Here is a 3,982-nt window from a genome sequence, read left to right on the forward strand (position 1 = left end):
CCGCCCCGCCGCCCCGGCCCTGACGGCGCCGCAGAAGGCGCTGCTCAAGCTCGGCCTGGCGCGCCCCATCGACCTGGCCCTGCACCTGCCGCTGCGCTACGAGGACGAAACCCGCATCACGCCGTTGAAGAATGCGCGCGAAGGCAGCGTGGTGCAGATCGAGGCCACGGTGACATCTAGCGAAGTCCAGCTGCGCCCGCGCCGCCAGCTGGTGGTGGCGGTGGACGACGGCAGCGCGACCTGCGAGCTGCGCTTCTTCAGCTTCTACCCCTCGCACCTGAAGACCCTGGCCGTGGGCGCGCGCCTGCGCATCCGCGGCGAGGTCAAGGGCGGCTTCTGGGGCCGGCAGATGCTGCACCCGGCCTTCCGCCTGGCCGGCGGCGAGCTGCCGAGCGCGCTCACCCCCGTCTACCCCACGGTGGCTGGCCTGCCCCAGCCCTACCTGCGCCGCGCCGTGGTCGGCGCGCTGCAGCGCGCCGATCTGTCCGAGACGCTGCCCGCCGAGGCGCCGCCGCCACCGCTGCCCCGTTTTGGTCAAAACAGCCCGCAGCGCTTGTGGAGCCTGCGCGAGGCGCTCACATTTTTGCACCATCCGGCGCCCGACGTGGCGCTGGCCACGCTCGAAGACCACAGCCACCCGGCCTGGCAGCGGCTCAAGGCCGAGGAGCTGCTCGCGCAGCAGCTCTCGCAGCACCAGGCCAAGCGCGCGCGCGACCGCCTGCGCGCGCCGTTGCTGCGCCCGCAGGGCGTGCCCGGCGGCGCGCTCTCGCTGCACGAACAGCTGTTGGCCGTGCTGCCGTTTGCGCTCACGGCGGCGCAGCGGCGCGTCGGCGAAGAGATCGCGCGCGACCTGGCCCGGCCCGTGCCCATGCACCGGCTGCTGCAGGGCGACGTCGGCTCGGGCAAGACCGTGGTGGCCGCGCTGGCGGCGGCCGTGTGCATCGACGCGGGCTGGCAGTGCGCGCTGATGGCGCCGACCGAAATCCTGGCCGAGCAGCACTTCGCCAAGCTGATCGGCTGGCTCGAACCGCTCCTGGCGGCGCGCGGCCTGCGCGTGGCCTGGCTGGTCGGCGGGCAGAAGAAGAAGGAGCGCGCCGCCATGCTCGCGCTGATCGAGAGCGGCGAGGCCGCGCTGGTGGTGGGCACGCACGCCGTGATCCAGGAACAGGTGCGCTTCAAGCGCCTGGCGCTGGCGCTGATCGATGAGCAACACCGCTTCGGCGTGGCCCAGCGCCTGGCGCTGCGGCAGAAACTCGCCGCCCACGGCATGGAGCCGCACCTGCTCATGATGACGGCCACGCCGATCCCGCGCACGCTGGCCATGAGCTACTACGCCGACCTCGACGTGTCGACCATCGACGAGCTGCCGCCCGGGCGCACGCCCATCGTCACCAAGCTGATCGCCGACAGCCGCAAGGACGAGGTCATCGCGCGCATCGGCGCCCAGGTGGCGGCCGGGCGCCAGGTGTACTGGGTCTGCCCGCTGATCGAGGAGAGCGAGGCGCTCGACCTGAGCAACGCCACGGCCACGCACGCCGACCTCAGCGAGGCGCTGCCGGGCGTGGCGGTCGGCCTGCTGCACTCGCGCATGCCCAGCGCCGAGAAGAAGGCCGTGATGGCGCTGTTCACCGCGGGCCGAATGGGCGTGCTGGTTAGCACCACCGTGATAGAGGTGGGCGTGGACGTGCCCAACGCCTCGCTGATGGTGATCGAGCATGCCGAGCGCTTTGGCCTGTCGCAGCTGCACCAGCTGCGCGGGCGCGTCGGGCGCGGTGCGGCGGCCTCGGCCTGTGTGCTGCTGTACGCCACCAACGACAGCGGGCGCGTCGGCGAAACCGCCAAGGAGCGCCTCAAGGCGATGGCCGAGACCCACGACGGTTTCGAGATCGCGCGGCGCGACCTGGAGATCCGCGGCCCGGGCGAATTCCTGGGCGCGCGCCAGTCGGGCGACGCGCTCTTGCGCTTTGCCGATCTGGCCACCGACACCGCGCTGCTGGAGTGGGCGCGCGCGCTGGCGCCGTGGATGCTGGACCGCTGCCCGGCGCTCGCCGCGCAGCATGTGGCGCGCTGGCTCGGCGGCAAGGCCGACTACCTCAAGGCCTAGGAGGCTGTCGGACTTGGAAATCGTCGGCTGCAAATCGGCCTCAGCGGTCCATTTTTCACCGTCTTTTTGCTCCATAGCTGGGCTATGGAGCTGCAAATTCGGCAAAAACTGTCCTCGCTGGGGCCGATTTTCGCTTTCGACGCTCCAAGCCCGACAGCCTCCTAGTGCGCCGGCCCGCCGGCATCTGCCTTGTCCTACAGCACGCAGCGCCGGAGTGTTGCACGCTTGGCGGTTCCAGGATTGCCACCAGGAGAGAGCCATGGCCAGCACGAGCGCCAAGAGCGCGCGCAAACCCCCCGCTGCAAAATCCGCCCAGGCCGCGGGCGCCCCGGACCGGGGTGCGCGCAAGAAGACCGGTGCGGCGGCGAAGGCGAATGCCGCCGCGGACGCGGGCGCCGCGCCGTCCACCCGCAGCCTGTGGCGCGGGGCCATCAGCTTCGGGCTGGTGCACATTCCCGTGGGGCTCTACACGGCCACGGCCGACTCCGGGGTCGACTTTGACTGGCTGGACCGGCGCTCGATGGAGCCGGTGGGCTACAAGCGCATCAACAAGGTGACCGGCAAGGAGCTGGCCGCCAAGGACATCGTCAAGGGCGTGGAAGTGGGCGAAGGCCGCTACGTGGTGCTGTCCGAGCAGGAGATCGCCGCGGCCTTGCCCAAGGCCACGCAGACCATCGAGATCGAGGCCTTCATCGACGCTGATGAAATTCCGTTCGTCTACCTCGAGCGCCCCTACTACACGGCCCCCTTGGCGCGCGGAGAAAAGGTCTATGCGCTGCTGCGCGAGGCGCTGCGCCAGAGCAACAAGGCGGCGGTGGCCAAGGTCGTGATCCACACGCGCCAGCACCTGGCAGTGCTCATCCCCTGCGGGCGTGCCCTGGTGCTCAACCTGCTGCGCTGGGGCGGCGAGATCCGTCCGGCTGAAGCGCTGAGCCTGCCGCCCTCGGGCACCGAAGCGGTGGGCATCCGCCCCGCGGAAATGAAGATGGCCCTGCAACTGGTCGAGGAGATGGCGCAGCCCTGGGATGCCGACCAGTTCCGCAATTCGTTTGCCGACGAGCTGCGCGACCTGGTGCAGGCCAAGGCCGACGCCGGAGACAGCGCCCTGGTGCCGGCCGCGCCGAGCGCCGCGCAGGTGCAGGCACCGGTTGGCGCGGACGTGGTCGACCTCTCGGCCTTGCTGCGGCGCAGCCTGGGGGGCGCGCCCTCCGGCAAAGCACCCGACAAGGCGCCGGCCCGCCGTCGCGCGGCCTAGCCCGCGGGCGCCGGCGCAGACGCAGCAGCCCGCTCCCGGAGGCCGCCCATGCCAGCCAACGCACTGGAGCGCTACCAGAGCAAGCGCAACTTTCTCGCCACCCCCGAGCCGCGCGACGGCGGGCTGCCCAGCACGGGCGCGCTGCGCTTCGTCGTGCACAAGCACTGGGCCAGCCACCTGCACTACGACCTGCGCCTGGAGCTGGACGGCACCATGAAGAGCTGGGCCGTGCCCAAGGGGCCGAGCTACGACAGCGCCGACAAGCGCATGGCCGTGCAGGTCGAAGACCACCCGATCGCCTACAACACCTTCGAAGGCACCATCCCGCCCGGGCAGTACGGCGCCGGCAAAGTGATCGTATGGGACAAGGGCACCTGGGAGCCGCTCGGCAACGCCGAGGCGGGCTACCGCCAGGGCAAGCTCAAGTTTGCGTTGCATGGGCACAAGCTGCAGGGGCGCTGGACGCTGGTGCGCATGCAGGGCCGCGGCAGCGAGCGCGCACCGACGTGGCTGTGGATCAAGGAGCACGACGGGCTCGAGCGCGCGGCCGCGCAGTACAGCGTGGTCGATGCGCGCCCCGACAGCGTGGCCGCGCTGGGCGATCCCTCCGCGGGCGCGCCGGC

The 3,982-nt window shown here is 71.3% G+C and carries 3 protein-coding genes; all 3 read left to right on the plus strand.

Annotation, left to right across the window (positions count from 1 at the left end):
• Positions 1-19 precede the first annotated feature (19 nt).
• The gene (recG, locus tag B2J89_RS20800; RefSeq protein ID WP_169170756.1) at positions 20-2,104 is read left to right on the plus strand and encodes an ATP-dependent DNA helicase RecG; all 2,085 of its coding nucleotides are present in this window, start codon (positions 20-22) and stop codon (positions 2,102-2,104) included.
• Between the two features lie 259 nt (positions 2,105-2,363).
• Positions 2,364-3,359, plus strand: a complete 996-nt coding sequence (locus B2J89_RS20805) for a Ku protein (RefSeq protein ID WP_169170755.1) — start codon at positions 2,364-2,366, stop codon at positions 3,357-3,359.
• A 48-nt stretch (positions 3,360-3,407) separates the two neighbouring features.
• Positions 3,408-3,982, plus strand: a 575-nt coding sequence (locus B2J89_RS20810; protein WP_305792661.1) for a DNA polymerase ligase N-terminal domain-containing protein, incomplete at its 3' end; no start/stop codon positions are given.

It is taken from the genome of Acidovorax sp. SRB_24 (assembly GCF_012931925.1).